The sequence below is a fragment of the Moorena sp. SIO3I8 genome (assembly GCF_010692325.1).
Taxonomy (GTDB): Bacteria; Cyanobacteriota; Cyanobacteriia; order Cyanobacteriales; family Coleofasciculaceae; genus Moorena.
Genome location: NZ_JAAHHW010000236.1, coordinates 1 through 4,089, shown reverse-complemented (window position 1 = coordinate 4,089; position 4,089 = coordinate 1). Strand labels below are relative to the sequence as shown.

Annotated in this window: 2 protein-coding genes; both read right to left on the bottom strand. The window is 40.3% G+C overall.

Going from position 1 to position 4,089, the window contains the following annotated elements; genetic code table 11:
* Positions 1-364, bottom strand: a 364-nt coding sequence (locus F6K51_RS35490) for an AAA family ATPase (protein WP_293030406.1), incomplete at its 3' end; no start/stop codon positions are given.
* A gap of 245 nt (positions 365-609) precedes the next feature.
* The gene (locus F6K51_RS35485) at positions 610-2,739 is read right to left on the bottom strand and encodes an ATP-binding protein (RefSeq protein WP_293030403.1); all 2,130 of its coding nucleotides are present in this window, start codon (positions 2,737-2,739) and stop codon (positions 610-612) included.
* Between the last annotated feature and the right edge of the window lie 1,350 nt (positions 2,740-4,089).

The window sequence follows — 4,089 nt, the reverse complement described above, 5'->3', positions numbered from 1 at the left end:
TAACATAATTTCTGCGGTACAAAGGTTGCCTGGGATTACCTGCAGTTTGACGTTCCTGAATGTCATACAACCGACCTATGGCATCATAATCATAAAGTAAATCCTGGCCTCGACTGGTAGAGCGGATGTAGCAGCTGTAGAGGGGAGAACCCAGTTCATAGGCAACCGCATAAGCTAATCGCGTTTTCCCGCAGCCTGGGTCACCTTCTAATAATAAAGGACGACGCAGGTAGAGAGCAGTATTAACTGCATCTGCAAAAGCTTTAGAAGCAATGTAAGGTTGTGGCTCTTGCCATGCACCAGGAAGCGGTTTGTAGCGGCACTTACCGTCACCTGTGTACTTTCTTCTCCCTAAGTCATCCATAGCACCTTATATTAATTCATTAAAATAATTCTAGAAATAAGATAACAGGAATAAAAAGAAATAACTTGATCAATAATATGTTCGCGACCGCCCAAGGATTACAGTATTATACTTGTCGCTTAATCAGATAAATAGCACGTAAGGATTCAGCTCTCAGCCTTGGCCAAAGGCCAACGGCTGAATGCTTACAATAGCACTAGGTACGTCGTTAGTGTAAAACTGGCTAACTACTGACCGTGAGCGGATTATGTATGCGATCGCATTCCATCACTCCAGACCTTACCCATCTTCTGATACTCCCGGCGAGTGCCCTGTAACAGATGTTCCATCATCACTGCACTACCTGCCTCAGCTGCTAGAAAAGCTGCTGCTAGGGCAATATTCTTGATATTCCCTCCACTCAATTTGAACTGCCGTGCCAAAAACTCAAAATCTACATCTGCTGACAAGGGGATTTCCTCAGTCCAAATTCCTTCCCAAATGCGCCGACGACTAGCTTCATCCGGTGAGGGAAAGTGTACTGTAAAGGCTAACCTACGCACAAATGCCTCGTCTAAGTTTTGGCGCAGATTTGTTGTCAAAATTGATATCCCCTCATATTCCTCCATCTTCTGCAACAGATACCCAACTTCAATATTGGCGTAACGGTCATGAGCATCTCGAACTTCAGACCGCTTGCCAAACAGAGCATCTGCCTCGTCAAACAGAAGGATAGCGTTAGCTGTTTCCGCAGCCATAAAAATGCGGTTCAGATTTTTCTCAGTCTCGCCAATGTACTTACTGACAACTTGGGATAAATCAATTTTGTATAGCTCAAGCTGTAGTTCATTAGCAATCACTTCCGCCGCCATGGTCTTACCTGTGCCTGGTGGACCTGAAAATAGTACATTTAATCCTTTGCCAATGGATAGCTTGCGGTGAAAGCCCCATTTCTCATAGACAATATGACGATACTTGGCTTGATTACAAATTTCTTTGAGCTGAGCGAGTTGATCGGGGGGTAAGATAATGTCTTGCCAACTATACTTAGGGTTAAGTTTGCGAGCTAATTCAGTTAAATTGCTACCAGATTGGTCACGAGCCGCTGCTAATAAGTCATTTAGGGTTGGCTTAATTGTACTGTTTAATGGCAATTCTTCAAATTCGGCAGCAGCACGCCACAAAGCCTGATTACAAGCAGTTGTTACTGCTCCTGCTATTTGGGCTGAACTCAAGGTAAAACGATTGGCGAGGGTATCCAAGTCGCGATCGCTAAGTACAATTTCTTTAGTTTCTAAACTAGCTTGCCAGTAAACGCGCCGTTGATAAAAATCCGGTGTAGCAAAAGGTACAGTAATCATACCCTGGAGATTGGTAAACTTTGGCACCAACGACTGTGTTCCAGATAAGATCACCACACTTTTTTCCTCAGTTAGTCTGTCAAGTAAGCTTTTATATAACAGATGCTGCTCTTTGGTCTGTAGTGCATCTAAACTTTCCAGACTTTCTAGATAGAGGATAGCATTGTGAAAACAGGCTTCACGGAACAACAGTTTTAGCAGTTGGTCAAACTCTTCCTTAATTGCTAAAGATTGAGCTAAATCCGCAATCAATAACTGCTTGTTGAGTTGAGCGGCAAGGGCGATCGCTCCACGGCGTTTTTCAGTAGAAGACAAACCAGAGAAGTACAGATGTAGAGACTGGCTGGTATTTTGAGCGTGTTTGACTAGCTTAGGAAGTATGTGTTTAATGTCATCCCTAATCGGTAACTTGTCCTCAACAGCAGGACTATCTATCAATTGACACCAAGATTCTAAACGCGGTTCAAGACTCTTTTGTTTTAAGAGAGAATGGATAACCTGCTCGTCTAGCTTGAGATAATAGGATAATATTGGTGGTTTAACCTGATGAGGGTCAGGAATTAAATGAAGTAAGCCATGTTTGATTAAGGGTGCGTCAGGAGCAAAATGAACTCGTTGCAACAGTTTGGCTTCAGCAGAGGGACATAGTAAATTTAAGGCTAAATCAATACTAGGTCGCCTGCGAGTGACATCATCCTGGAGATAGGCATATAGACGCTCGTAACCTAAATCAATTTCTGGAGCCAGGGCAATCAACATCACGTCTAAATCAAATTCAGACAAACCGAAAGTCTGTTTCAGCCAGTTTAATGGTGTATTGTTAGTCTGAGCGGACTCAGTTTTTTCTGCATCTACTGCAAACAAAGGTATCCCTGGTTCACGATCTAGGAGTTGCTTGACCTGATCGCGATTAATACGAAGACCTCGATAAGGGTCAGTAGCTGCTTCTGAACCGTAGACAGCTTGTGCTGTTATTACTGCTTGCTCTAGTAATTTATCTAGCCTTTTTAAGGCTGAGAGCAGATCGTCGAACATGGCTTAGTTAGGTTGAAGTTTGTTTTTGGAAAATAGACATCTCCAGGAATTGCGAAGCAAGTCCATCACTAGCTTTGAGATGTTTGCAATGATTCACAAATGCGTTCACTTTAAACGAAATAATAAGGATTGGGGGTTCTTCAGTATCTAGTATGCTAAACTTATAGATAAAACCTTAAATAAAATCTGAGGGGGTAACATGAGCCCTAAAAACATTACTATATAAGGCTTTGATGCCAATGAGCTATGGCTTGATACAGCCAATTGACCCTCCTTTCATTTTCTGGAAGCTCAAACCCTTATAACTACATCCAATGTCAGCCCAAAACAGCATCTATCTTTTTATAACTGATGGGCTGAAATTATTACCCAGTAAGGATTTTAGCGTGGATGTCACCCCCCCATAAATAAAATCAAGTAATGTATCCAATTATAGCAGTACTAAATGATTCGTAAAAATCAACTTGGCTTAATTAATCGTTTATTTCCTATTATTTTTTTTGCAACAAACCATACTTATGAAGTTTATTAAAATCAAAAACTTCTCTTTGAATAAAAAAAGTAAATAACCACTTAACTAACGCAAATTACCGTAATTTATCCCAAAATTTTATTAATAAATTTTTAGTTTTTAACCAAATATATTCAACAGGTGCGACCGGTCGCACCTGAAGTAATGCGCTCAATTTGTCTGCCATGACTCTTGTCAATCGTTCGATTAACTGTAATTGGGGTTTGATGATTACTCACATATTCTAGATAATAATAGAGTTTTTTTTGATTCTTTTTAACGGCAATAAGATAATAATTATTGGAGTTTATAATATCAAAGGTGGTTTGTTTTTGGCAGTGGATAGCATCCAGAGTAAATACTTGATTCTGAAGGGGGCAAGTTCTGATAGCTTCTTGAACTTGGTGAATTTATGAACTTTTATTATTCTCAAGCGGTGCGACCCCGCGCTTTTTCAAAGCTAAGCGTGAACGCGCACCAAGAGAAACGAGTTAAATTTAAAACTAACCCTAACTCCTGACTAAATCAATAAAAGATTACCACAATAAAAAAAATTCATTGAATTATTGTGACATAAGTTAACCTTAATATTTATAATATTCCCATCAGTAGCTATCCAATATCTTAAGGATTTATAAAAAGCAAACTGACTTGCCCACTGATGAAAAATTTTTCACAAATTTGATAAATTTACTCCTAGCATCACTGGTCGCTCAGTACAGGACAAAAGTTGCAAAAAGTGCCAGGGAGAGGGTTTGATGGAAATTACCACAAAGACCACAAACCCTCATGGAACAGATTAACCAACTTCGAGCCAAATTGCGACCCCACCTGGGCTG